The sequence below is a fragment of the Bacillus sp. CBEL-1 genome, assembly GCF_004348885.1.
In the GTDB taxonomy this organism is placed as follows: Bacteria; Bacillota; Bacilli; order Bacillales; family Bacillaceae_H; genus Priestia; species Priestia aryabhattai_A.
Window position 1 is genome coordinate 313,983 of sequence record NZ_SBIM01000003.1, and the last position, 26,293, is coordinate 340,275.

24 protein-coding genes are annotated in these 26,293 nt (G+C 36.8%); 6 read left to right on the forward strand and 18 right to left on the reverse strand.

The features are described from left to right. The first annotated feature begins 34 nt into the window (after positions 1–34). The gene (locus EPL02_RS01740) at positions 35–595 is read left to right on the forward strand and encodes a DUF4825 domain-containing protein (RefSeq protein ID WP_165932492.1); all 561 of its coding nucleotides are present in this window, start codon (positions 35–37) and stop codon (positions 593–595) included. Positions 596–758: 163 nt separating this feature from the next. Beyond that, positions 759–1,580: a Cof-type HAD-IIB family hydrolase gene (locus tag EPL02_RS01745; RefSeq protein ID WP_094909799.1), complete on the forward strand. Its 822-nt coding sequence runs from the start codon at positions 759–761 to the stop codon at positions 1,578–1,580. Positions 1,581–1,610: 30 nt separating this feature from the next. Here the strand turns inward: EPL02_RS01745 and ystJ are convergent, their stop codons facing one another. Beyond that, a complete protein-coding gene (ystJ, locus tag EPL02_RS01750) occupies positions 1,611–2,858 on the reverse strand; it encodes an NADP-dependent malic enzyme (RefSeq protein ID WP_094910154.1) in 1,248 nt (415 codons plus the stop codon). Positions 2,859–2,884: 26 nt separating this feature from the next. After that, entirely contained in the window at positions 2,885–4,228 is a 1,344-nt protein-coding gene (locus EPL02_RS01755; RefSeq protein ID WP_094909798.1) for a 2-hydroxycarboxylate transporter family protein, read from the reverse strand. Between the two features lie 220 nt (positions 4,229–4,448). Here EPL02_RS01755 and EPL02_RS01760 point away from each other — a divergent pair, with 220 nt between their 5' ends. Then, entirely contained in the window at positions 4,449–4,856 is a 408-nt protein-coding gene (locus EPL02_RS01760) for a hypothetical protein (RefSeq protein ID WP_094909797.1), read from the forward strand. Between the two features lie 23 nt (positions 4,857–4,879). Here the strand turns inward: EPL02_RS01760 and EPL02_RS01765 are convergent, their stop codons facing one another. From EPL02_RS01765 to EPL02_RS01785, 6 genes are all read right to left on the reverse strand, one after another. Continuing rightward, complete coding sequence (locus EPL02_RS01765) at positions 4,880–6,370, reverse strand: peptide MFS transporter (protein ID WP_094909796.1); 1,491 nt, start codon at positions 6,368–6,370, stop codon at positions 4,880–4,882. Positions 6,371–6,763: 393 nt separating this feature from the next. Next, positions 6,764–8,143 carry an allantoinase gene (locus tag EPL02_RS01770; RefSeq protein ID WP_131886873.1) on the reverse strand — a complete coding sequence of 460 codons (1,380 nt, stop codon included), beginning with the start codon at positions 8,141–8,143 and terminating at the stop codon, positions 6,764–6,766. Between the two features lie 147 nt (positions 8,144–8,290). Beyond that, positions 8,291–9,670, reverse strand: a complete 1,380-nt coding sequence (locus tag EPL02_RS01775) for a sensor histidine kinase (protein ID WP_131886874.1) — start codon at positions 9,668–9,670, stop codon at positions 8,291–8,293. Then, complete coding sequence (locus EPL02_RS01780) at positions 9,663–10,334, reverse strand: response regulator transcription factor (RefSeq protein ID WP_131886875.1); 672 nt, start codon at positions 10,332–10,334, stop codon at positions 9,663–9,665. Before EPL02_RS01780 ends, EPL02_RS01775 begins: the two co-directional genes overlap by 8 nt. Positions 10,335–10,445: 111 nt before the next feature. After that, positions 10,446–10,601: a hypothetical protein gene (locus EPL02_RS20730; RefSeq protein ID WP_153301180.1), complete on the reverse strand. Its 156-nt coding sequence runs from the start codon at positions 10,599–10,601 to the stop codon at positions 10,446–10,448. A gap of 31 nt (positions 10,602–10,632) precedes the next feature. Beyond that, a complete protein-coding gene (locus tag EPL02_RS01785) occupies positions 10,633–11,511 on the reverse strand; it encodes a peptidylprolyl isomerase (RefSeq protein WP_131886876.1) in 879 nt (292 codons plus the stop codon). Positions 11,512–11,726: 215 nt separating this feature from the next. Here EPL02_RS01785 and EPL02_RS01790 point away from each other — a divergent pair, with 215 nt between their 5' ends. After that, positions 11,727–12,029 carry an antibiotic biosynthesis monooxygenase family protein gene (locus tag EPL02_RS01790; RefSeq protein WP_094909791.1) on the forward strand — a complete coding sequence of 101 codons (303 nt, stop codon included), beginning with the start codon at positions 11,727–11,729 and terminating at the stop codon, positions 12,027–12,029. Between the two features lie 175 nt (positions 12,030–12,204). Here the strand turns inward: EPL02_RS01790 and EPL02_RS01795 are convergent, their stop codons facing one another. The 3 genes from EPL02_RS01795 to EPL02_RS01805 all read right to left on the reverse strand — a co-directional run bounded on the left by EPL02_RS01795 (position 12,205) and on the right by EPL02_RS01805 (position 16,138). Next, on the reverse strand, positions 12,205–13,611 hold the full coding sequence (locus tag EPL02_RS01795) for an amino acid permease (RefSeq protein ID WP_094909790.1): 1,407 nt from the start codon (positions 13,609–13,611) through the stop codon (positions 12,205–12,207). Positions 13,612–13,809: 198 nt separating this feature from the next. After that, positions 13,810–15,207: a Na+/H+ antiporter NhaC gene (gene nhaC, locus EPL02_RS01800; RefSeq protein WP_131886877.1), complete on the reverse strand. Its 1,398-nt coding sequence runs from the start codon at positions 15,205–15,207 to the stop codon at positions 13,810–13,812. A 238-nt stretch (positions 15,208–15,445) separates the two neighbouring features. Further along, positions 15,446–16,138, reverse strand: coding sequence for a YqjF family protein (locus EPL02_RS01805; RefSeq protein ID WP_094909788.1), 693 nt, complete (start codon positions 16,136–16,138; stop codon positions 15,446–15,448). Between the two features lie 151 nt (positions 16,139–16,289). Between EPL02_RS01805 and EPL02_RS01810 the strand changes: the two genes are divergently transcribed. After that, positions 16,290–16,619, forward strand: a complete 330-nt coding sequence (locus EPL02_RS01810) for a hypothetical protein (protein WP_094909787.1) — start codon at positions 16,290–16,292, stop codon at positions 16,617–16,619. 33 nt (positions 16,620–16,652) lie between these two features. Here the strand turns inward: EPL02_RS01810 and motB are convergent, their stop codons facing one another. From motB to EPL02_RS01845, 7 genes are all read right to left on the reverse strand, one after another. After that, positions 16,653–17,483: a flagellar motor protein MotB gene (gene motB / locus EPL02_RS01815; protein WP_094909786.1), complete on the reverse strand. Its 831-nt coding sequence runs from the start codon at positions 17,481–17,483 to the stop codon at positions 16,653–16,655. Next, a complete protein-coding gene (motA, locus tag EPL02_RS01820; protein WP_094909785.1) occupies positions 17,476–18,270 on the reverse strand; it encodes a flagellar motor stator protein MotA in 795 nt (264 codons plus the stop codon). The genes motB and motA overlap by 8 nt, the downstream gene beginning before the upstream one ends. Before the next feature lie 221 nt (positions 18,271–18,491). Next, the gene (locus EPL02_RS01825; protein ID WP_131886878.1) at positions 18,492–19,157 is read right to left on the reverse strand and encodes a serine/threonine protein kinase; all 666 of its coding nucleotides are present in this window, start codon (positions 19,155–19,157) and stop codon (positions 18,492–18,494) included. 99 nt (positions 19,158–19,256) lie between these two features. Beyond that, positions 19,257–20,507: a cytochrome P450 gene (locus tag EPL02_RS01830; RefSeq protein WP_165932493.1), complete on the reverse strand. Its 1,251-nt coding sequence runs from the start codon at positions 20,505–20,507 to the stop codon at positions 19,257–19,259. Positions 20,508–20,654: 147 nt separating this feature from the next. Continuing rightward, positions 20,655–22,151, reverse strand: coding sequence for an aldehyde dehydrogenase family protein (locus EPL02_RS01835; RefSeq protein WP_094909782.1), 1,497 nt, complete (start codon positions 22,149–22,151; stop codon positions 20,655–20,657). 427 nt (positions 22,152–22,578) lie between these two features. Further along, positions 22,579–23,937 (reverse strand): L-cystine transporter, encoded by a 1,359-nt coding sequence (locus EPL02_RS01840; protein WP_179289191.1) that lies wholly within the window; start codon positions 23,935–23,937, stop codon positions 22,579–22,581. A 231-nt stretch (positions 23,938–24,168) separates the two neighbouring features. Continuing rightward, on the reverse strand, positions 24,169–24,537 hold the full coding sequence (locus EPL02_RS01845) for a hypothetical protein (protein WP_094909781.1): 369 nt from the start codon (positions 24,535–24,537) through the stop codon (positions 24,169–24,171). 248 nt (positions 24,538–24,785) lie between these two features. Between EPL02_RS01845 and EPL02_RS01850 the strand changes: the two genes are divergently transcribed. After that, positions 24,786–26,183 (forward strand): M28 family peptidase, encoded by a 1,398-nt coding sequence (locus EPL02_RS01850; RefSeq protein ID WP_094909780.1) that lies wholly within the window; start codon positions 24,786–24,788, stop codon positions 26,181–26,183. Positions 26,184–26,293 lie beyond the last annotated feature (110 nt).

Below are 26,293 nucleotides of genomic sequence, written 5' to 3' on the forward strand. Positions count from 1 at the left end.
AATATTATTTTCAAGCAAAGAATGGAGACTTATCATGCGCAACCTTGTTTTTTTATGTTATTTTTTTGCTTTTATCACCCTATTAGTTGGATGCAACTCTATAAATGACGCTTCTCAAAAGAATGCTTCAATTGAAGTTAAAAAACCAACAGCTACCCACTATTCGTATAATGAAAATCAACATGATGCTACTTCCATTATCAATGAACTTCCTGGACATGAAAATGTTCATAACATAACGTTGCAAACCAAAAGATCCCCTTCTTATATTTCCGTCGATTATACACAAGCATCAACGGAAACAAGTAGGCAGTTTGAACACAATTGGTCAGCAAACCTTACTAAAGAACGAGTTTTTAATAACGCAACAATATTACTTGGATTAATTGACTATGCTGATTCTGTCCACTTTAACGTTCATACTGTTGTTCCTCAAAGCATTACGATTACACGTGCAGAATTAGAAGCATTCCATCAACATCCGCTTAAACCAAATGCTTCAAAGGGCATTCAAAACGTTAGCGCTGAAAATGATGGCAATGAGCATCAAATAAACGAGTTTTTTCGTCGTCATCCAATTACAGAACTAGAGTAACCGCTATGTGCGAAGCATCTTTTAGCTGCTTCGCTTTTATTTGCCTTTTCAATCTTATGTGTGTGATTTAGGCACTCCTTTTCACATGACTTGAACAAAAATTGAACTACCCGTCCTTTTGTAGTACGATATGAACATATTGTCGTAGAAAGGAATTATGAAAATGGCCTATAAAATGATTGTACTAGACTTAGATGATACTCTTTTACGAGATGACCATACAATCTCTCCCCGTACAAAGCAAGCGTTAATGGACGCGCAGGAGGCCGGAGTAAAAGTTGTGCTAGCCTCCGGTAGACCTACCTATGGTATGGTTCATATCGCTGAAGAGCTTCGACTAACTGATTACGGAAGCTTTATCCTCTCTTTTAACGGAGCAAAGATTATTGATTGGCGTACTAAGGAAGAATTGTTTAGCAGTACATTACCGCCTGAAACCGTTCATCAATTAGATGCATTAAGCAAACAAGAAAACGTATTAATTCATACCTATGTAGGAGATGAGATTGTTACGGAAATAGAGAACGAGTTTACGAATATTGAAAGTGATATTACTGGATTACCTATTAAACTAGTACCCAACTTTGTTAAAGCAGTAAAAGAACCCGTTGTAAAAGTCTTAATGCTCGCACCAGGTGAAGAGCTTGTTCATGTTGAAGAAAAGTTACAAAAACAGCTTGATGGACAGCTAAGCGTTATGCGTTCAAAACCATATTTTTTAGAGTTTACAGAGGTTGGCGTAACGAAAGGAACAAGCCTTAATTTCCTTATTCAAAAGCTAGGTATTACGCGTGAAGAAGTTATTGCTATGGGTGACAGCTATAATGACGTGGCCATGATTGAATTTGCAGGCTTAGGCGTCGCAATGGGTAATGCACCTGAAGATATTAAAAAGCTAGCAAATCACGTAACAGATACAAATATGGACGATGGTGTTGCTAAGGTAGTAGAAGAATTTGTTTTAAGTCGTTTAGCCGTTAAATAAAAAAAAGCCAGCTGACGCTGGCTTTTTTTGTTATTTTGTTGTAACAAGCTCTGGCACTTCGTTCGTTTGAAGCATTTTGCTGCGTAAAGCTTCCACATCGATTTGTTTTCTTGCCACCCCTGAATCCATTGCAGCTTTCGCTACGGCAGCTGCAACATGAGCTGCTACCCTCTTATCGAACGGATCTGGAATTACATAGTCAGCATGGATATTTGTTTCATTAATGAGTCCAGCAATTGCATATACTGCAGCTACTTTCATTTCTTCATTAATTTCCTTTGCTTGTACATCTAATGCCCCGCGGAAAATACCTGGGAAAGCTAATACGTTATTAACTTGGTTTGGAAAATCTGAACGACCTGTACCAATTACCAAAGCCCCCGCTTCTTTTGCTTCTTCTGGCATAATTTCCGGAACTGGATTCGCCATTGCAAAGATAATTGGATCTTCGTTCATTGAGCGAACCATTTCTTGTGTAACGGCTCCTGCTGCTGAAACCCCAACAAAAACATCTGCATTTACCAATGCGTCAGCTAAGGTACCTTCTTGTTGATGTTTATTCGTCATGCGCGCCATTTCTTTTTTAAATGGATTCATGCCAACAGGGCGTCCTTCATAAATAATTCCTTTTGTATCGCATAATATAACATCTCTTACACCCATGCTTAAAAGAAGTTTCACAATTGCAACACCTGCTGCACCAGCACCATTTGCTACAACTTTAATATCTTCAAGTTTTTTATTTGCTAGGCGCAGCGCATTTAATAATCCCGCAGCCGTAACAATTGCCGTCCCGTGCTGGTCATCATGAAAGATTGGAATATTACAAGCTTTCTTTAAACGTTCTTCAATTTCAAAACAGTAAGGTGCTGCAATATCTTCTAAGTTAATACCGCCAAATGTAGGTTCAAGAAGCTTAACCGTTTCAACTATCTTGTCTGGATCTTCAGTATCTAAACAAATAGGAAATGCATCGACGTTTGCGAATGACTTAAACAACAGTGCCTTTCCTTCCATAACTGGCATGGAAGCACCCGCCCCAATATTACCTAACCCAAGAACGGCTGTCCCGTTTGAAACAACACCAACCAAATTTCCTTTCATCGTATAATCATAGATTTTTTCAGCATCGTCTGCAATTTCAAGACACGGCTCTGCTACTCCTGGTGAATAAGCAAGGCTTAGATCTTTTGCGCTTTGAACTTCTACTTTAGAATGTACACCAAGTTTTCCTTGTTTTTCTTTATGCATTTTAAGTGCTTCTTCACGTAATGTCATTTTGCTTGTCAACGTCCCTTCTTTTATTAGCTAAATGCTTTCATTAATAATGTTGCAATAATTACCGTAGATGCGCCTCCTAAACGAGTTGCTACCTGAGCAAACGGCATAAGTGACATTCGATTTGATGCTGATAAGATGGCAACATCTCCAGTTCCTCCAAGACCGCTATGGCAGCCGGTAACAATGGCAGCGTCAACCGGATACATTTTTAATAGTTTACCAACAAAGTAACCTGTTCCTACCATTGCAATAACAACAGATGCACAAATTACGATATAAGCAGGTGTAATAATTTTCACAACATCATCTAATGGGATAAACAAAATCCCTAATCCAACCATTAGTGGCCATGTTAAGCTTGATGAAATAAATTTATATAAATGATAAGATCCTTGTTCCATCTTTTTCGGCATAAGCTGTAAAGATTTAACTAGTGTTGCTGCTACAATCATTAATACTGGACCTGGGATTCCTAAAAATTTATGAGCTAAGCTACCAAAGATAAAGAATGAACAAGCGATTAATACACCTGCACCCATTAAAGAGAAATCAACAGGCTTATCAATATTAGTCTCTTCATCCATTTGATCTCCGCCCGCTGTTTTAACTAATACACCGTTACCCGTAAGTTCCGGCTTATTTTCTCCTAGGCGTTTCATCATACCGGCACAGATAACTGCTACGATATTTCCAATTACAGCAGCTGGTATCATTTGTGATACAAACGATTCTGCTGAATTACCCAGCACTTGAGAATAACCAAGGGACAGTGGTAGAATACCTTCACCAATTCCTCCCCCAATAATTGGGACAATAATATAGAAGAAAGTATGCTTAATTTCATAACCAAATAGTAGTCCCACAAGGATACCAACCGCCACTGCTGCCAGTGTCCCAACAACTAATGGAATAAACATTCTGGTGAATCCTTGAATTAAAACCTTTCGATTCATGCCCAAGATACTTCCTGCTACTAACACTGAAATATAAAAATAGAGAAAGTTTGATGTTTTCATCAACGTTGTTACCGCTTCCATAGAAGCAGGGTTAATCAAATTATAAAAAACTAGAATGGAAGGAACAAGCAGTGCTAATATTGCTGGCCCACCAATATCTTTTAAGATAGGAATTTTCATACCTAAGTCGCCAAGTAAAATCCCCATTACCATAATAACTGCAAACCCACCAATCATATCTGGTGGAAGCTGATTGTAAACAGATGCTCCATAAACAATTAGCGCTAACACAACATAAAGTGGAAGTGGCAGTACACCTACTTTTACATCGTTAATTTTGGACCATAGCCCTTTTGATTTCTTAGGTTGTTGATATTCAGAAAACGTTTCCAATTTACGAGCTGTACCCATTACCTTAACCTCCTGTCTTTCTACAAAGTCTATGATACTTAATGTTCAGACAACTTGATACGTTTTGTAACTTTTAAAGCAATTTTGTAACTAAAAAAATTAAATGATTAAAATGTATAGAGCTTGCCATATTCGGCTAGCCTTAAAAGTGTAACGAATATTCCAACAATGTTTTCATACATATATAATAATGACGAATTGAGAGTAGGAGGGAATAGCTATGCTGAAACCTGATACAGCCATCGTTTTGGGTCTAATGATTGAAGAACCGTTTACACGGTTAGATGATGAAGCGATTAGGCACATTGCTGTAAATGAGCTTGAAAATGGACTTGGGGTCTTTAATCAAGCGTCCAATCTTTATTACGAGAAATTTCTTTATTTGGACGAGCACACAAAGGTACAGCTTCGTAAAGAAGTCTTCTCACTTCATTTAACGCTAAATCAAATAAAAAATGCACATGCTAAGGGTTATACATCCGAAGCCGTTCATATCTATCAAATTATTGCTGAAACTGAAAATTCAACGAATGCAATGAACACACTCTTTCAATTTCCTACTTATAACGGTGAAGAAGATGATCAAAGTTACCGGTCATTTATGAATATCTTTGGATCAAAAAAATAAAAGCCGTCTTTTGACGGCTTTTATTAATTAATCCCCTTCATTAATTGTTTAATTTTTGAAGAAGAAAGGAAAATGATGATACCCAGAATAACAGATATTCCACCTAATAATCCAAAGTATGCAGATTGTGAAATTCCTTCATAGAATCGAACAATCTGTGCGTTGATTGCCTGTGCAGCTGCACTTGCTAAGAACCACAAGCTCATCGTTTGTGCAGAGAATGCTTTTGGCGCTAATTTTGTTGTTGTTGATAATCCAACCGGTGATAAGCAAAGCTCACCAATTACAACTAAGAAGAAGCTTAATACAAGCCATAACGGACTTGTTAAATGATCTGCATCACCTGTTACTGACGGGATAACCATTACTAAGAATGAAAAACCGGCAAATAACAAGCCTAAAGAAAATTTTTGTGGTGTAGATGGTTGACGGTCTCCAAGCGACACCCACAGCTTAGCAAATACAGGTGCTAATAAAATAATGAATAATGGGTTAAGTGATTGGAACCAACCTACTGGAATTGTAAAGCTTCCATATGTTAACTGTGTTGATGTTTCAGCATAAATTGCTAAAATTGTTGATCCTTGCTCTTGAATTGCCCAAAACATAACTGCAGAAATAAACAGTGGAATATAAGCAAGTAGTCGAGAGCGTTCAACATTTGTAGTTTTTGAGCTACGATACATAACTGTGAAATAAATGATTGGAATAATAACAGCTAGGAAACTAATGAACGCAATAACATTCGTTAGAGTTAAGAAGCCTACCACTCCTGCTACAATTAAAAAGATAGCGAGCACAGCAACGATTAAACCAATAATTCCAAACGTTTTTTTACGTTCACCAGGCTTTAACGGGTTTGGCACTTCTGTACCTGCTAAACCTAGGTTTTTCTTTTTTGTCATAGAAAAAACAATTAATCCACCTAACATTCCAACTGCTGCGGCACCGAAACCTAAATGGAACCCATAGTTTTCTCCAAGCGTAGATACGATTAATGGAGCAATAAATGCTCCTAAGTTAATCCCCATATAGAAAATACTAAATGCGGCATCACGTCGGTTGTCGTTCTCTCTATATAAGTCTCCCACAACACTTGAAACGTTTGGTTTTAATAAACCTGTCCCTAAAATGATAAACAACATAGCTACTAATACGCCGTTAAACCCAGCTGGAATAGCTAAAACGATATGACCAATCATGATCAACACGCCGCCCCAGAACACTGTTCTTGAGGTTCCTAGTATCCTATCAGCAATCCATCCGCCAATAATTCCTGACATGTAAACAAGCGCTCCATAAATGGACATAATAGATGCTGCTGTTCCCTTATCAATACCTAATCCACCTTGGGATACTTCCGTGTATAAATACACGATTAGAAGTGCTTTCATTCCATAATAGGAAAAGCGCTCCCAGAACTCAGTGAAAAATAGCGTAAATAATCCTTTTGGATGGCCAAAAAATCCTTTTTGAGGAACACTTTGGACAATTTTCTCTTTATCAAGCGACATATTTTACATCCTTTCTCTATCTTTCTCCCTTTTTCCCCTGTTTACTAATTTTTAAAATATCAAAAAATTATGATGATATAAAATTAGAAACAATAAAATTTTATTCTTATAAAATGATTCTGTCAATATAAAAAAATGTAAATAAACATATTTTTATGCAACTTTTTTCTTATTTAAGCTTCAGATATAGCTCTATACCTAGCTTATCCTAAATAAAAAACGTTTTGTATTTTTTTATTTTAATTATTCATTTTACTGATTTTTTATAATATCAAACTAATATTTTCTATTTCTTTTTACCCTAGTATTCTTTTAAAGATATGCCTTTTATCCTATATAATTTTCCAATATAATAAAAATTATACAATAAAAAAAGGATGAATGCTTTCATCCTCAACGTACGTTTGTATTTTCTATTTGTTGCACAAATTTTGACTGGTTAAGAGGTTGCTCAAACGTATTAGTTTCAGATTCGTATACGATTTCACCTCCACAAATCGTATAGCGAATTGTACAGCTGAATTTATAGCCTTCATAAATGCTATGCTTGTGTTTAAAAAACATGTGTTGTTGCTTTACAGTGTAGGAGTCTTTTAAATCAACAATTGTTAAGTCGGCATCTCCCCCAACTTGAATGCTACCTTTTTGAGGATACAACCCAAAACGCTTAGCAGGAGCTGTTGAAGTTAATTGTGCAATTTTAGTAAGGGGCACGCCTCTTTTTTGATATCCTTCTGTGATCATTGCCTGAAGCGTATACTGCCCTCCCGATATTCCCCCCCATACTTCAAATATATTATCTGATTGCTTCAAGTCCATAGGACACGGAGAGTGATCAGAAGATACCATATCGATTTCACCTTTTTCAATCGATGACCACAATTTCTCTTGTTCTGCCGCTGACCTGAGCGGAGGTGCACATTTAGCCAGCGCTCCAATTTCTTCAAAGTCTTCTTCTCCAAACAGCAAGTAGTGTGGGCAAGTTTCTAAAGTAACGTCTTCTCCTCTTTTTTTAGCATGTAAGATTAAATCAACAGCTTCTTTACTACTAATATGTACAAAATGAAGTGAACATCCCGTTTGCTTAGCATACTCTAATGCTTCTTTCACTGCCTCCACTTCCACTTCAATTGGCCTTGTCTCTAAATAACTTCTAATCGATGTAAGCCCTTTTTTCTCTTTTTGTTTTTGAAGCTCTTTAATCGTTTTATCTTTCTCCGCATGCAAGGCAAGAACCTTGCCCAACTTCGCAATTTCTTTCATGCCTTCATATAACGTAAGTCCGTCCGAAAATTCAAACTCTGATCCTGCTTCTGACATAAACGCTTTAAAACCAATAGCTCCTTGCATTGCCATTTTTTCAAGTTCATCTTTATTACCAGGTACTAATCCTCCCCATAATCCAAAGTTTACAAATGATTTCTTGTTTCCAAGCTGCTTTTTATTTAAAAATGCTTCTTCCGTTATGGTAGGAGGAACGCCATTTAGAGGCATATCAAAATAAGTTGTGCACCCTCCTGCTGCCATCGCTTTTGAACCATTATCAAACCCCTCCCAATGTTCTCTTGCAGGCTCATCAAAATGAACATGTATATCAATAGCCCCAGGTAATATATGCATTCCTTCTCCTCTTATTACCTCTTTTGCTTGGCTGGTATCAATAGTAGACTTTAAAGCGATAATTTTACCATCATATATGCCAATATCTATTGTGCGTACCTCATTTTCTAACACAACCGTTCCACTTTTAATAAGCAAGTCATATTTTTTCATCCATAAACCCCTTCCACTTGCATTAGATTACCTTAAATGTAACTGAATTTTCTAATTTTTTCATCGTTTAATTTACCCTTTTTTAAAAGATGTTTTGTGCAAACTAGACAAAAAATGTGCCTAGATACGATAGTATCTGGCACATTTTTATTGAGGTAAATTAATTCGAAAAGTGCTTCCTTTCTCAGGTTCACTGTCCACTTTAATTGTCCCTTTGTGCATATCAACAATCCATTTTGCAATAGCTAAACCAAGCCCATGCCCACCCATTTGTCTAGACCTGGATTTGTCCGCCCTGTAAAAGCGATCAAAAATCCTTTTTTGTTCATCTTTATGGATACCGACACCTGTATCAGTCACTCGAATTTCAACTGAATTCGTTCTTTGCTTAACAAACACTTCTACTTGTCCGCCTGGAGTAGTGTATTTAATCCCGTTGTCCAACAATATATACATAAGCTGTGTAAGTTTTTCTTCATCTCCAGAAATGTCTATCTGCTTAGGTGCTTCTAGGTGTAAGCTAATATTTTTAGAATGAGCAAGTGGTTCAACGGACTGTATTACTTTTTCAACCATTTTCTTAACATCAAATCTATTAAAGGCTTGCTGGTTTTTGCTAGCATCTGATCGAGCAAGCGTGAGCAAATCACTTACAAGCTTCGTCATCCTTTTTACTTCTGCTTTCATATTACCGACGAGCTTTTTAGAAAAGGGATCTTCATTTACTTCATCCTGCATTTCTAGTGCATTAATAGATGATAACATTACGCTTAATGGTGTTCTCAACTCATGAGAAGCATCGGCTACAAACTCTTTTTGCTTTAAAAACGCAGTTTCAATAGGAATCATTGCACGCTTTGACATTAAGCGACTCATGTAAATAGCTACGCCTACAAATAAAACCGTTAACGATAACATGATTACTAACAGCCACTTTAGCAATTGATATAGGAACGAAACGTTTTTGCCAATGTAAAGCATCCCTAAAAACTCACCTTTATAGAAGATTGGCTGTCCAGTCATAAGCAAATCAATGCTTACCTTAAATTCATCTTCAGCATGACCATTTCGCTCAAACTGTTCAACATTGGGACGAATTGTTTCAATGCGTTCTTTACGTACTTCATTTTCAATTGGAATCCAACCGTTAATTAAATTTAACAATTTCGGCCTCAACCCTTCACTCGCTTCACTTCCCATTAGTAATTGACCTTCTGGGCTGACGACATAGTAAAAGAATGCGTCTTCTCTAGCCACAACAATATCTTGGTATTCATCTTCTACTCGGTCACTTTGTTCAACTAAGAGACTTTTCACAAATTTTGTTTCTTGCTTGAGCAGCATGTTTAAGCTTTGTTGCTGATTGCTGCTAATCACAACGTACACAAGTGAGTAGACGATAAATACAAATAAAAGCAGAAATATCATTAACAGTGCACTGTATCGAAAGGTAAGACGATTTTGCGTTTTGCTAAATAAATCTTGCTTCATGCGGTTACGAGCTCTTCTTATTAACTTTTTAGTCAATTTTATAACCTACTCCACGTATACTTTGGATTAGCTCTTGTTTCCCAAAATGATCTAGTTTCTTTCGCAAAAGCTTGACCGTTGCATCAATAGTTTTAATGGAGACATCTGACTCATAGCCCCAAACGCGATCTAAGATAATATCTCTTGATAGAACCTGCCCCTTATTTTTCAGTAAAAAGTCCAATAGCTGAAACTCTCTTGGACTAAGCTGAATTGATTTGTCTCCATTATTCATCATTTGACTTGAACGGTTTAAGGTAATTTGATCAATTTCAACCGTTTCTTCAACAATTGGAGCATAGTTACGACGAGACAAAGCTCTTAGTCTAGCCAACAATTCATCAATTTCAAATGGCTTCACCATATAATCATCTGCCCCAGCATCTAATCCATGTACACGGTCTTGAACAGCATCTTTTGCTGTTAGCATTAAGATAGCTCCATTATACCCTTCTTTTCGAAGCTGCTGGCAAATTTCTACTCCATCTCCGTTGGGCATCATCCAATCTAGGATGAGAATATCGTAATGTGCATCAGTAGCATATAGGTAAGCATCACGCCCTTCCGTCACCCACTCGACGTTAAAGCCTGCTTTTTTCTTTAACATATAACTTACTAGCTCTCCTAGTTGTAAATCATCTTCTGCTAATAAAACATTCATATTTTCTCAGCTCCATTCATTTATAAATATACTACTTTATCGCTAGGACATAAACAATCAGCAGGTAGGTTTACCTGCTGATTGTTTATGTCCTTATTCATTTTATCTATGTCAACGGTTAAAAGCATGTTGAGAATGAGAATTTGATTGATTGTTTACACTTTCTGTTACTTGTACCACGCGACGGCATATCTCAGCTCGCACACCGCGTTCTTTTAATTTTTCTACAATTTGTTCTAACTTATTGTAAGGCTTTTGTGTTTTCATTTTAATTCCTCACTTTATTTAGAATAATGGATTACGAAAAATTCTCAATGTCATACTTTTTCTTCGTTTCTTCTAACCAAGTTGAATATTCAGACTGGAATTTATTCTCTAATAAAAGTTGTTTAATTTCATCTTTACTATTTTCATAATTTGCATCTTGAGCTTCTTTTTTATCAGTTACTTTTATAATATGATAACCATACTCCGTTTTTACCGGATTGCTAATGGCATCAACCTTTAAGTTAAATGCTGCATCGCTGAATTCTTGCACCATATCTTCTTTACTAAAGTATCCCAAGTTTCCTCCATCTTCCTTAGAGGCTGTATCGGTTGAATATTCTTTTGCTAAATCAGCAAACTTTTCACCATCGCTCAGTTTTTTCTTCACTTCATTAGCCGTTTTTTCATCTTTTACAAGAATATGGCTTGCTTTTACCTGCTCCGGCTGATCAAATGAATCTTTGTTTTCATCAAAATATGATTTCATCTCATCCTCAGAGATTTCAATTGTATCTTCTACTAATTTTTTAGCCTTTAAATTTGTTTCTAAATCTTTTTTAACTTCTTTTTCTTTAATACCGCTTGCTTCTAAAGCTTGATTAAACGTGTCTTCCCCGCCATATGATGTGATTAATGCATCAAGCTCTTTATTAAGTTCTTTTTCACTAACTGTTACGCTTTTCTTTTCAGCTTCTTTATTAATGACTTTTTGTTCAATCATTGAATCCAAAACGTCAGTTCCACCTTGAGACATTAACACTTCATATAATTGATCCTTTGTGATTTTGTCTCCATCAACACTCGCTACTGCATCGGTGCGATTGACTTGATATACAACACCCGCAATGATAGCACCAGCAGTAATGATACCAAGAAAAGAAAAAAGCTTTTTCTTTTTCTTCTTATCCATTTTCTTACCTCTCCTAACTTCCATCCATGACTTACGCTATGTATGTAAGCGTAAAAATTATGAGCTTTTTGAACAGTTTTCTTTCTACGTTTTTAACTATACAAAAACAAAATGAAAAGATGGTGAAAGCGTCAAAAAAGTTTGCTCTGACTATTCACCATGTGAGATAATCTTTGAAGTTATTTATCATACTATAGAAGAAACAGGGGGACATCATGGTTAAAGAAGTTGCTTTTTTTCATATAAAAAAAGATTTATTAGCAGAGTTTGAAGATGCATTTCATCAAGCTGCTCGCGTTATCGCATCCGTACCAGGATATATTGACCATTCTATTCATCGATGCGTTGAAACGGATACAAAATATATGATTATTGTCGAGTGGGAAACTATCGAAAGCCATATGGTGAACTTTGTTCAATCTTCATTATTTGAAGAGTGGGACAAACAAATGGGACGTTTTTTCGAACCCAACATAACAATGGATCATTATATAACTGTTCAAACCTCTAAACATTGACATTCCGATTCAAAAAGCTTATTCTTAACTTAGCACCCTATCCATCACCATTTCGCTTGTTGCGGGACACTTAACCAGTTCGGAATGGATAGGGTGTTTTTCTGTGTTAAATGTTAAAAACATGTGTTAGATAATAAAGCCGCTCGTTTCTATTTATAGAAACGAGCGGCTTTTCTTACTTTGCTTCACTTTGATCTGTAAATACCTTTAATCCTTTACGTCGTCTCCAATAATAAACTGCATAGCATAGCAGGACAAAAGGAATTCCACAATACAAAGCAATACGCTGGCTTGGATCAAATGCCAATCCTACGCAAGATGCTAAGCATAATAAGAATGCAAGAATTGGAACAATAGGATAAAGTGGCGCTTTATAGACCAGCTTCCCTACATCATTTCCTTCTTTAATATACTTGCGGCGGAACATATACTGAGAAGCTGCAATACTCATCCAAACAGCTACTACTGCAAATCCTGATATACCGACTAATACCATATACACTGTATCAGCTGCAAAAACGCTAGTTAAAAGTGATAAGCAAGCAACCGCCATACTTACAATTAAAGCATTTAATGGTACTCCTTTTGACGTCACCTTTCCAAGTGCAGGGGAAATCATATTTTGCTTAGACAAAGACCAAAGCATGCGAGCACACGCATACAATCCTGAATTGGCAATCGAAAGCAGTGCTGTTAAAATAACAAAATTCATGATATCAGCAGCGTATGGAATACCTATGCGCGCAAATACCGTAACAAAAGGACTCTCTGTCACTCCGGCTTCCTTCCATGGAATAAGTGCGGACAGCACAAAGATAGCTCCAATAAAAAAGAAGAACGTTCGCCACACAATGTTGCGAATGGACTTTGGGACGTCACGCTCTGGGTTTTCACTTTCTCCTGCTGCTATTCCTATTAGCTCTGTACCTGAAAATGCAAAACTAACAGCGACCATCGTGGCTAAGACTGGCGTAAATCCATTCGGAAACATACCGCCTTCTCCTGTAAAGTTAGAAAAGAGTGGCGCAGACTGCCCCTCGATTGAAATAAAACCGAAAATAGCCATTCCTCCAACTATAATAAATACAATAATTGCTACTACTTTAATAAGAGAAAACCAAAACTCTGATTCAGCAAAAAAGCGAACTGACATTGCGTTACATACAAAAATGGTAATCGCAAATAATACGCTCCAAATCCATACCGGCGAATCTGGAAACCAGCGCTGCATTAATAGTCCTACTGCAATAAACTCTGATCCTACGGTGACAACCCAAGTTAACCAATATAACCACCCTACAGCAAATCCTGTTCCTGGTCCGATAAACTTTGTAGCATACACCTGAAATGAACCTGCATGTGGCATAGCTACGCTCAGCTCACCTAAACAAAGCATCACCAAATACATAATAAAACCACCAACTAAATAGGCAAGCATTGCTCCTCCCGGACCAGCTTGTCCGATTGTATAACCAGAACTCAAAAATAAACCTGTTCCAATTACACCTCCGAGCGAAACCATAAATAAGTGACGGCTTTTCATCGTCCGTTTTAAATCATTTTGTCCTTCATGTTGTGCCATTAACTTCACTTCTTTCCTTCTATCTTTCCCAACATTCGTTTACTCACTTTTCCTTATAACTATTTTCACGAAAAGCAAGTATTCCTATCAGAATCATTGTTTGATTATAACATTTTTCTGATTTTTTACAACATTTCATGAATACAAAATATAAAGATAACGTTTTCAGATAAAATACATAAAAAAAAACGCTAGCTTTTAGCTAACGTTTTTATTTTCATCCGTTGTATACCAAATGAACTTTCCAGTATAACCATAGATAATAGCAATAATGATAGAAACAAAACTTAACCACATAAATGGTAGATAAGCGAATGTTGATACACCTAAGATTGTAGCTAAAAAGATACCATTATCAGTCCATGGAACCATACCCGAGGTTAACGTTCCTCCTACTTCGGAGTTACGCGCTAATACAAGTCGATTGATTTTTAGACGGTCATAGCTATCTTGCATAATCTTTGGCGTTAAAATAAGCGATACGTACATAGCACAACCAAAAATATTCCCTAATAAACCTGTAAAAATCGTAGCAGTCGTCACGTTTCCTGCATTTGTTAAAAACTGTTCAAATTTAGAAAGAAGTACTTTGAGTACACCTAACTCTTCTAGAAGACCACCAAAGCCTAACCCAAAAATAATAACAATAATTGAACCAACCATACTCTCAATCCCACCGCGGTTGAGTAACTCTGTTATAAACGTTATGTCTGACTCGATGGAAAACCCGCTATAAGCTGAATTAAAAGCACTTGATACGCTTAAATCCTGAAAAAGCACTCCCCATATTACACCCAGTAAAGAACCCACTGCAATTGATGGTAGTGACGGCTTTTTTAATGCTAATAACACAATAACAACAACCATTGGAATAAGCATCCACACGTTGATTTGGAACACGTCATGTAAAGATGATTTTAAAAACTCTACTCGCTCACTATCAAAGTTATTACCACCATACATAAATCCAGCAATGGTAAACAAAATAGATGTAACAATGTAAGCTGGAATATCTAAGTAAAGCATTGCTCGCACATGAGCAATTACATCTACTTTTGCCATAGAAGCAGACAAGATTGTACTGTCAGATAGCGGAGATAGCTTGTCTCCGAAATATGCACCCGAAATAACTGCACCAGCTACGAGTGGTAGAGGCATTCCCATTCCTTCCCCTATTGCCATCATTGCAATACCTGCTGTCCCTACTGTTCCCCATGATGTACCCGTTGCAACAGAAGTGATTGAACAAATAACTAAAGTGGCTAATAAAAAGAACGTAGGATTAATAAACTCTAAACCATAATAAATTAATGATGGAACGATTCCTCCAGAAATCCATGTTCCAATTAGAGCGCCTACTGCTAATAAAATTAGAATAGCTTCTAACCCGTTCCCAATCCCTTTTGTAATCGCTTTCTGTAAAAAATTATATTTATATCCTAAGCGAATACCTAGCGCAATAACGATAAACCATGATATAAAGAGCGCTAATTGGATGGGAAGTTCGAAAATGAGTGCAAATGAAACGACAACCGCTAGAAATAAAAGTAACACGATTACAATTTCACCAATTGAAGGTAACCTTGGTGTTTTCAAAATCAAATCCCCCTAAACTTATGACTTGAATACTAAATGGCTGCAGGATGTAAAAGCGCATACATCTTTTGATAAAAATGTATAATTTGAACAAATTTATGTAAATATACCGTCCGTTCATTCACCTTTTCACATTTAAAAAGGCCATTTTTACCCCATGTAATATTCACTATTTTCACAAGGCAAATAGTACCACAACCTTGTAGAATCATTCAAGACTTTATTTATATTGACTTCTTCACATCTTTTGAAAAGGATAAAAATATGTAACAAGATCTTGTGCATAATGCACAATTGTTTCACCCTTATTTATTGGTGGGTAAGCTGTCGTAAGCGTATTTTTTCTCATAGAATAATGTCCATCTTGTAAAATCCAAGGGTCATGAAAAAGTTTCCCTCGAAAAACTTTCTTTTTGTACACGGTAAAGAGACGGTCCCTGTTTGTTAACCACTCATCCACAGTTCCTTCTTTTGTATGATAAGGAGCTGATATAGGCTTATACGTCAACAATATCTCTTCCTGTTGAAACCCTTTATGCTTCCTTGTACATTCAAAGTTGATCGAATCCTTATATTTATTAACCATTATGTCAGCATGTAGATAAGGTAAATGAAAGAAGCGTCTAGCAATCCATACCGCAAGAGCATTCGTTGCGTCTAAACTAAAAAAATAAACACCCCGTTCGCCTTGATACTTCACATATGTTCGTACATTCAATTCATGAAGTTGAGATATGCATGGGACAGACGGCGTACCTTTAAAGCGAATGCCTGTCATTGTAAAAGGAACAAGTGAAATAAACGCCTTCCCTTCAAATGTATCTATTGTTAAAGGCTCTGGTAAAAGTTTTTGTAGCTCTTTTGCAGAAACGGGCCAATGTATAAATAATAGATTTCTCCAAACTTGTTTCATCAGCCAATTGCTTTCCATTATCAACACCTCTTTTCAACTCTAGATAGCTTTTCTTTAGTATACACTCCCATCATTTTTAAAATGACGAAAGCTTGTCTATTTACTACTTCTAAATTCTATTGCCTTGCATACTACTAATTAATAACGAGTAAAAAGGAGTGGCTTAGGTATGATGCTATATGATTTAAACAATAAACTTTATTATCAAGTATTTAATTCAGCTCAGCCTAAAATGACCGATTCACACCAAGGAAGAAGCTGGGGATACGTAAAGAAGCTTGTGAATGGAAAACCAATTAAATTCTGGCTAGACTATACGTGGGGACGCTTTATGTACTTTAGTTATAATGAAAAATGGTATCGAGTTGAATACTTGCAATCAAATGATAAAAAACAAGTATCTGATTTATTTAATGGTGCTTTAATTGATTTAATTTTAGAGGGAGAAGAGCTTAATCTAGTGCGCGGAACTTATGAAAATCGTCGTCTTTTATTATAATACAAAAATAAAAACACGGACTAAACCGTGTTTTTACTCATTTTCTGCTTCTGTTCGAGGCGTAATTAAAATTTCTACTCGGCGGTTTTTCTTCTTGCCTTCATTCGTTTCATTCGAGGCTACGGGCTTAAATTCACCAAATCCTTTTGCACTAAACATACTTGGGTTTAAGCGATTATTTTCTAGAATAACCTTCATGAAATTAATCGCTCTCATAACGCTAAGCTCCCAATTTGATTGAAAACCTGCATTGCGTATCGGTACATTATCAGTATGACCACTAATGATAATATTACGAGGAGGATCCATCACGAGCAAGTTTGAAATTTCTTTTGCAAGACTTATATCTTCGGATCGAACATCCGCTCTTCCAGATGCAAAAAAGACGTTATCGCGAATTGAAATTAGTAGCCCTTCATCTGTTAGTGAGGTCTGCAACTCGTCTTTAAGACCATTTTGCTCAATATATGTATTTACTTTTTGTTGAACAGTCAATAATTCTTGCTGATCTGCATCGTGAGAACTCTTCTGCTTGTTTTCTTCTGTTAACGGCTTTTCTCCTTCTTTTTCAGTTGGGTCCATTCCATTATCTCTTGCTACATTTTTTCCCGTCGGGTCTTCAGCAGGGAGATTTTCTTCTTTAGGAGTAGGTGGTGTTTGAAACTCTAACACACCTGTTCCCCCTTCAAACATTTCATTAAAGGCTTTTGATAAAGCTTGAAACTTTTGAGCATCAACCGAGCTAATGGCAAACAAAACAATAAATAAGGCAAGTAATAGCGTTAATAAATCCGCGTATGGCAATAGCCAGCTCTCATCAACATGAGCATCCTCTTTTTGTTTTCGCGAACGCTTCTTACTCATTTTCAACCACTTCGCTTTCCTGCAATAGCTTCTTACGCTCAGCTGTTGGCAAATAGGATGCAAGCTTTTGTTCAATCACTTTAGGTGTTTCGCCTTCTAGTAAAGAAAGAACACCTTCAATCATCATATATTTAATTTTGGCTTCTTGCTTAGACTTCCGTTTTAATTTGTTAGCAAATGGATGCCAAAAAACGTATCCCGTAAAAATACCTAGTAATGTGGCAACAAACGCAGCGCTAATAGCATGTCCTAAACTAGTTGTGTCAGCCATGTTTCCTAAAGCGGCAATCAAGCCAATGACTGCTCCAAGTACTCCTAAACTAGGTGCATATGTACCTGCTTGTGAAAAAATAGCTGCGCCAGCCTGATGGCGGTCTTCCATCGCTTCAATTTCTTCAGACAGCACGTCTCTAATGTAATCTGCGCTTTGTCCATCAATTGCTAAATTTAATCCATTTTGTAAGAAGGGGTCTTCCACCTCTGCTGTTTTTGCTTCTAATGATAATAAGCCTTCTTTTCGAACAACCTGTGCCCATTCAGAAAACATAAACACAAGATCTTTTGGCGTAGCCATTTTTGGCTCTTTAAAAAGAACGCCAAATAACTTAGGTACCCTTTTTATTTCACTTGTGGGGAACGCAATGACCACCGCCCCGATTGTGCCTACAATAATGATTAAAATGGCCGCAGGATTTATTAAAACTGTTGGGCTGACACCTTTAAGAAACATCCCTACCATTAGTGCAATCAGTGCTAAAATCAAACCCAAAAAAGATGTTTTATCCATTTCTATGTCTCCTATCTTTGTCCGCTCAATGCATCGTGGTTTTAGTATACCTGTCTTTTATTTCGACATTTAAAACGAAATTTTGAATACTTTTTCTATTTTTCTTAAAATAAATGTCAGTACCAGAGTGCTTCCCTAAGAATTTAAAGGTTTATATAAGATAGCTATTTCAACATAAAAAGGCCATCTGCTTTTAATAACGAACTAAGAGCAGATGACCTTCATACATAATTTTTATATTTATTTTTTACTTTGCGATACAAGCGATAGACGTGTCTTGTTAGATTTAATAAAGATGGTGAAATCGCAAGGTGGTACTTTTTTATAATAGGCACATAGATTTTGTGATAAGCTTTCACCAAATCCGTCCACTTTTTATCAATGCCTTCTTTATAGAAATCCGAAATATCAACTACGTATCCGCGCCCATCTTTCATCATTACGTTTTTCCCATGAACATCAAAGGGATTGAGTCCTCTTAATTTAGCATAAGCTAATGCTTCGTTTACATCGTCTATAACTGTTAACGGAATTATAACCCGCTTTTGAACTGCTTCGTATAGCGTAATGCCTTGTAGCCTCTTTAGAATTAAGTAGTTATTTGTATAATAATAAAGCTGAGAATAAGCAGGGTGCTTTCCTAATTTTTTATAGACATTTGCTTCTTTTTTTACCTCTTCAAACGCTCGACCATATACTTTCACTACTAGACCTTCATATAAAGGGTGATAAAAAACAGCTGCGTAGTTGCCTTTTCCAATTAAGATCCATTCATCAGGTACATACTCGACTACAACAGGGTCATGTTCATTTTCACTTTTAATGATTAAGTTAGGCAGTAAGGATGTTTCAACAAGTTCAATAAATTGATTCAGTAGTTTATCCATAAGCTCCTCTATCTGTACCTTTCATAATAGATGCACTTAATGATAGATTTCAATGAGTTTAATGTCAATACGTTAGTGTAGCAATAGTTAGAAAGTCTCTTACAAAGACGTTACAATCGGTAATTTTTCTTTTGTTATCACAATAGAGAAAGGTTCTTTCATCTCCAATAAGATTTCTCCCTTTGGATGAATGATAGAACGCACTTTTTTTATATCAAAGGACGTTACAATCGGGAGGACAATTGCCCTTGCCATAGTCATAACATACTCCATTTGAGCCTCAGTTTCTGCAATCATACCAAACGGTAAGTACAGATGCTTTGGTATGTCTACGTTTAAGTCTAAACAAAAGCGCTCAGGTAAAAACTCATGAGGCTCTAAAAAATAAGCTTCATTTCGATGAAGGCTATAAGGACTAATAAAAATCGTTTCATTTTTTTTAAACACATAGTTATCAACTTGAACAGTTTCTACCGCTTGTTTTCCAAATAACCAAATTGGAGGATAGAGCCTCAGCGACTCTAAAATAACCATACGCATGTATTCATCTTGCTCATGACCTTTTAGCAGCTGAACATGTCGTAGAATATCCTCATGCTCACAAAGCGTATACATTAGCCAGCTGCATGCATTACAAATTAAGTCATACGTGATAAAGAATCGCTGAAGAATACCAGATTCATCTTCATTAACAAGTGTATCGTAAATATAACGCTGTTCATCCACTAATTGATTATCATAACGAGATTGAAGACAGGAAACAACGCCTGCTATAGCATCTGTCTCTATCTGATTTTGCTTTCCCACTTTCGGAAGGCGTACTTTTACCATTGAAGGTTGATGTCTTTTAGTGCGTAGCTCAGCTATCTTCTTCAAATGGGTTGTCAAGTCATGATTTTGGGTTACACCAAAAAAGCTATGTGCTAACAACCATAGTGCCAACTCTTGCACTTCTTCATTAAATATTCTTAAACTTCCACTTTTCCATAAAGATAAGTACGATTGTATAATCGTACGATGATCAATTCGACAGGTAGAAAAATGCTTTTTTACAAAAGAAGATTTTATATTTGGCATTCCCAACAAAAAATTAAATTCAAATAAATCATGAACATGAAGTGCTCGAACAACATTTTTAATCCCTACATCTACAAAGCTATTGTTTTTTGTAAATACAACATCTTTTACCATTTGAGGATTTGTTGTTAAGTAAAATTTTCGGTGACCTAGCCGAAAACGTGTTGTCTCCCCATACTCACTGAGATGGCGCAAAAACAAAAGCGGACTTTCTTGAAAATCTTTCAAATGGCCTGTCATACGATAGGTTGACGGGCCTTGTATTCCTTTCATATCCATCACTTCTTTCTATGGAATTAGTAGTTACTAATTGCTTCCGCAAAATACTAGATGGTTTATGCAACGTATAATTAAAAAAGAGTAGTCCACTAAAGACTACTCTTTTTCACAAATAGATATGCTATTGTTTCAGAAATTGTTTTAAGATTCCATATTAACCCATACACTTTTTACTTCTGTATAGTTATCAAGCGCATAACTACCCATTTCTCTTCCAATCCCAGACTGTTTATAGCCACCGAACGGACTAGCTGCATCAAATACATTGTAGCAGTTAACCCAGATTGTTCCCGCTTTAATACCGTGAGCTATATGGTGAGCTTTCTTCAAGTCTTGTGTCCACACGCCCGCTGCTAATCCGTATGCCGTATCGTTTGCCTTAGCAATTAAGTCATCTAAATCATCAAATGGCATAGCTGCAACAACAGGACCAAAAATTTCTTCTCGTGCAATTGTCATGGAATGATCAACATCGGCAAAGATTGTCGGCTCCACAAAATACCCTTTTTCAAACGGAAGCGAACCTCCTGTTAATACTTCCGCTCCTTCTTCTACACCTTTATCAATATATGACTTGACTCGCTTCTGTTGCTGTGCAGACACAAGCGGGCCCATTGTCGTATCTTCTATTAATCCATTACCCTGTTTAATTACCTTAGACTGTGCCACTAAGTCTGCTAGCACATTATCATATAATTTTTTTTGTACGTATAATCGACTTCCTGCACAACAAACTTGTCCTTGGTTGAACATTACACCTGCCAGCGCTCCCGGAACAGCTTTTGATAAATCTGCATCAGGTAAAATGATATTTGGAGATTTGCCTCCAAGCTCAAGCGTTACTTTCTTTAGGGTTTCACTCGCTTGCTTCATAATCGACTTTCCGACCGCTGTTGATCCCGTAAAGGCAATCTTATCTACCTGTAAGTGGTTTACAAGCGGTTCGCCTGCCGTTTTACCAAATCCCGGAACGACGTTTAGCACTCCTTTAGGAAAGCCTGCTTCCTCAGCAAGACCCGCTAGATAAAGAGCTGATAAAGGCGTTTGTTCTGCTGGTTTCAGTACAATTGTACAACCGCTAGCTAAGGCAGCACCCAGCTTCCATGCTGCCATAAGCAACGGGAAATTCCAAGGGATAATTTGGCCAACCACTCCTAGTGGTTCATGACGCGTATAGTTAAAGTATGCACCTTGTACAGGAATAGTTTGTCCAACAATTTTCGTTGCCCAACCAGCATAGTATCTAAAATGTTCAATAGCTAAAGGAATATCTGCATTTGATGTTTCACGAATTGGTTTCCCATTATCGAGCGTTTCTAATTGAGCAAGTTCAAGTTTATGTTCTTCCATGAGGTCAGCAAGCTTATAAATTAAACGACTTCTTTCCGCCGCAGACATTTTTGTCCATGGTCCATTGTCAAAAGCTTCACGAGCTGCTAACACAGCACGATCAATATCTTCAGCATTCCCTTCAGCTACATCTGCTAACTTTTCACCAGTTGCAGGGTTTACTGTTTCGAATGTCTTTCCAGATGCCGCTTCCACCCATTGGCCGTTAATATATAGCTTCTTTACACCTTGTAAAAATTGCTTCAGTTTTGGACTTACCTCAACTTGTTTTGCTCCAATATTTTGCATCAAATCCATACCTCCTTCAATTTTAGAAAGCGTTACCAAGAATTAGTTTACACTACCCTTTTCAAAAAAATCAACTGATATGTCATATTATTTAGAAATTTTAATCTTCTCACACAAAAGAGAGTGATACATAGCTAAATGATTTACTTTCAAAAAAGAATCATGACTTTTTCTACAGTCGCTAGGTTGTAAGAATAAGTTCATTCCATTGCGCTGCGGACACTCGCTTTCCACAGGAAGGAAATGCAGTCTCCTTGCTACGAGATTTCAGCTTGCTTTCCTTCTCCTCGTAAGTCTCGTGCTCTACACTTCATTCAACTATTCTATTTAAAAAGTTTTTAAACAAAAAATATCCGAGTGATCGAAAGTAGTTAACTCGCGATCACTCGGATAAATCATTAGCTGAAATACTTATGTCCCAACTTTTTTATGCTTCTGCCGTTTCAGGCGAAATTGTTTTATCATTATAAACTGTTGTATCTAATTCTTTTGTTACTTTACTAGTTATAACACCTGCTGTCATACTTCCACTTACGTTCAATGCTGTACGTCCCATGTCGATAAGAGGTTCTACTGAAATAAGCAATCCTGCTAACGCAACCGGTAAGTCTAGTGCAGATAAAACAAGAAGTGCCGCGAATGTTGCACCTCCACCTACACCTGCTACTCCAAACGAGCTAATAGCTACGATGGCAATCAGTGTGGCGATGAACGATGGTGATAAAGGATTAATACCTACCGTTGGTGCAATCATAACGGCTAACATTGCTGGATAAATACCCGCACAACCATTTTGACCAATCGATAAACCAAATGATCCTGCAAAGTTTGCAATTCCTTCTGGAACGCCAAGCTGTCTTGTTTGCGTGTTCACATTTAACGGTAATGCACCTGCACTTGTACGCGATGTGAAAGCAAATGTTAAAACTGGAAATGCTTTTTTTACATACGTAACCGGGTTTACACCAACAAGCGTTAGTAAAAGTAAATGAACTGCAAACATTGCTGCTAACGCTACATAAGACGCAATAACAAATTTACCAAGCTTGACGATGGCATCAATATCACTCGTAGCAATTGTCTTTGTCATAATGGCTAATACACCATATGGCGTTAAACGCAATATTAATGTAACAACGCGCATCACAATTGCATAAATCATATCAATAATTTTTGAAAAGAGAGCCGCTTCTTCTGGTTTTTTACGCTTTACGCCTAAATAAGCAATTCCAATAAATGCAGCAAAGATAACTACTGCGATTGTTGAAGTTGGTCGTGCTCCGGTTAAATCTAAAAATGGATTTGCAGGCAACAATTCAATGATTTGCTGTGGAATTGTTTGGGCTTGCATTCCCGACAAGTTCTCTTCTAATGCTGCTCCACGCTCAGTTTCAGCTGCACCTTGTTCAATCTGTACAGCTTCTAAATTAAATCCTGTTGTTGTCACAATCCCAATTGCTGCTGCAATGGCTGTTGTTCCAACTAAAATTCCAATAATTAGACCACTGATTTTCCCAATGTTACTCGTTAATTTTAAACGAGTGAACGCCGCCACAATTGAAACAAACACAAGTGGCATAACAATCATCTGTAAAAATTTAACATAACCACTACCAACAATACTAAACCAATCTGATGTTTGAGCTGTCACTTCTGATGTTGGTCCATATACAAATTGAAGAGCAAATCCAAATACAATTCCAAGTCCTAAAGCTGTGAATACACGCTTTGAAAATGAAACGTATTTTTTTTGCATCATATATAAACCAGCGATTAATGCCAGCATGATAATGATGTTAAGAATAACTAATAATGAAGTCAAAATAATTCCTCCTACAATACTTTCCAAATATAAGTCTCCTTTATTTATATTATAACAATTCCAATAAGTCAACTCGGTTTTCGTTTTTTTTACTATTTTTTCACTTTAATTGTTTGTCATTGTTCATATTTATTATCATTAAAGGTTCAACATAAAAAAACACCCCTTGATTAAGGGGTGTTTTTGCATATGTATTTACATTTCATACAATTCATTTAGCCACCTAACAAATAAATGCTTTGGGAGCTCTAAGTAGTGTAAATCCGTATATTGTATATCAGATAATGTTGTACCTCTTGACATGTAATAATACCACTGCCAACCAATATCTTTTGCGATAGCATACGATCTCGCCAAGTCTTGGCGTGCATCAGGCTGTTGCATATCACTCATCCACTGCTTTTCATCTGCATCGTATTCATAGTAATGTAACGTAAATTTGTCACACCAATAAGCGAGCTCTTGATGCGAAAACATATTTTCATCATCACAAACTTGTAACAATAACATTCTTAGATTCTCAGGCGTATATGGCAATATAATCTTTTGATATGCATCTCTCATTCTTTTACCCTTCCTGCTTCACTTATTTCTTTTATTACATCATGTCCATGAAACTTTATCAATAAGAATTCGATAACGGTTTGATTACTTTTCTTTTACAACCTCTTGTCAATTTTATAATTTTAGACATAAAAAAATAGCATTTTCCCTAAAACACCCATACTAAATAGGAATATTTGCCCTTTTTTTATTTTTATGAATATTATAAATTTTAAGTTGTATCTATAATTTCCCAAAGGAGGAACACAATGAAAAAAACAAAAAAGACAATTGTTTCCGTTGCTTTAGCAACAAGCTTAGCCCTTTCAATATCTAGTACATATACTGCAGCTGCTCCTGTCGCTCAGTCTTCATCGAGTCAAGCTTACAATGCGGTAGATAAAAAGGTTCTCAACAAAATCAATGTAGATAACATCTACAATGATATTGAGTATTTAGCAAAAACGCCTCGTGTAGCTGGAACTGCGGCTGAGCATAAAGCAGCTTGGTATATCCAGAAAAAATTAAAGTCATTTGGTTATAAAGCAAACGTCGAGCCATTTACATTCGTTGGTTATACTGAAGCATCTAAAGTTGAACTTTCAGCAGATGGGACAAGCTATTCTCCTAGCTCTTTCACATACAGCGTAAACGGTAATGTCAGCGCTGAAGTTGTTTATGCTGGTCTTGCAACAAAAGAAGAGTTAGCGACTCAAGACTTAACAGGTAAAGTTGCACTGATTCAACGTGGTTCTATTAGCTTTGGTGAAAAAGTGTTAAATGCAGCCGAAAAGGGAGCTAAAGCCGTAATTATTTATAATAATGCTGATGGTGAGTTAAACGGAACGCTTGGTGGAGCTAATGATGGTTATGTGCCAGCTGTAGCTTTATCAAAAGCAGAGGGTGAACAGCTTCTTGAAAAAGTAAAAGCAGGCACTCTAACGGCTACTGTAAATATTGAAGGTGCTGAAGTTAGCGAACGTATTTCATATAACGTAACCGCAACAAAATCACCAACTGAAAAGAAACGTAACACGGATGATATTATCGTAATTGGGGCTCACCATGACTCAGTTGAGGGTGCGCCTGGTGCAAACGACGACGCATCTGGAACAGCAATGGTTATTGAATTAGCTCGCGTATTAAAGTCTCTACCAACAGATACAGAGCTACGCTTTGTAACATTTGGAGCTGAAGAACTTGGCTTAATTGGTTCTCAAGAGTACGTGGATGGTTTATCTCACGATGAGAAAGATCGTATCGTTGGTATGTTTAACTTAGATATGGTTGGTAGTCGCGATGCTGGTGACTTAGTATTGAAAACAGCAGATGGAAAAGCTAACTTCGTAACAAAATTAGCTCAAGCCTCAAGCCTACGTCTAAATGGTGCTGCTACTCCATATTCAGAAGGTGGACGCAGTGACCATGTGCCGTTCGCAGAAGCGGGCATCCCTGCTGCACTATTTATTCACGATCCAGCTGAGCCATGGTACCATACTCCAGAAGATAGCATTGACAAAATCAGTAAAGAAAAACTTCAAGATGTTGCTGAAATTGTAGGAACTGCCGTGTATGATCGCGCTCGACCAGATCATAAAGGACCAAAAGCTCAAAGAGGACAATCATTTAAAGCACCTGAGCTTTATTATCAGCAAGATCTGAAATAAAAATAAGAGAACTCGGTTATAGAACCGGGTTCTTTTTTAATTAAAACATGCTGAAGCATAATAATCCCTTCTATTCTGACGATTATGGTATACTTTTATTGATACAGCTT